Origin of the sequence: Micromonospora sp. DT31 (genome assembly GCF_049841795.1) — a bacterium.
Lineage (GTDB): Bacteria > Actinomycetota > Actinomycetes > Mycobacteriales > Micromonosporaceae > Micromonospora.
Genome location: NZ_JBNCKZ010000070.1, coordinates 1 through 619, shown reverse-complemented (window position 1 = coordinate 619; position 619 = coordinate 1). Strand labels below are relative to the sequence as shown.

At 69.3% G+C, this 619-nt stretch carries 1 protein-coding gene; it reads left to right on the top strand.

What is annotated here, in order from left to right:
• Nucleotides 1-619 (top strand): IS630 family transposase (locus ACLQ2X_RS28420; RefSeq protein WP_425684145.1); only part of this gene is annotated, 619 nt, incomplete at both ends.

Below are 619 nucleotides of genomic sequence, written 5' to 3'. Positions count from 1 at the left end.
GGCCAGCCTGGACCCTCAGTGGGCGGGTGGCCGTCCCCGCCAGATCAGTCCTGACGAAGAGCAGTTCATCGTCGAGACGGCCAACACCCGCCCCGAGAAGCTGGGGCGGCCGTTCACCCGGTGGAGCATCCGCAAGCTCGCCGACCACCTGCGCCTGCATGCCACCCGCCGGGTCTGGATCGGGCGGGAACGGCTGCGGCAGATCCTGCACCGGCACCGGATCACCTTCCAGCGGACCAAGACGTGGAAGGAGTCCACCGACCCGCAGCGCGATGCCAAACTCGCCCGGATCGAGTACGTCAGCACCCACTTCCCACAACGGGTGTTCGCCTTCGACGAGTTCGGACCCCTCGTGATCCGCCCCCAGTCCGGCGCCGGGTGGGCACCCGCGGGCCATCCGCACCGGCTGCCCGCGAACTACCACAAGCTGCACGGCGTCCGGCAGTTCCACGGCTGCTACTCCGTCGGCGACGACCAGCTTTGGGGCGTCGTCCGGCGCCGCAAGAGCGCCGCGAACACCCTGGCCGCACTCAAGTCGATCCGAGCCGCGCGTCCGGACGGGGCACCGATCTACGTCATCCTGGACAACCTGTCCGCGCACAAAGGCCGCAAGATCCAG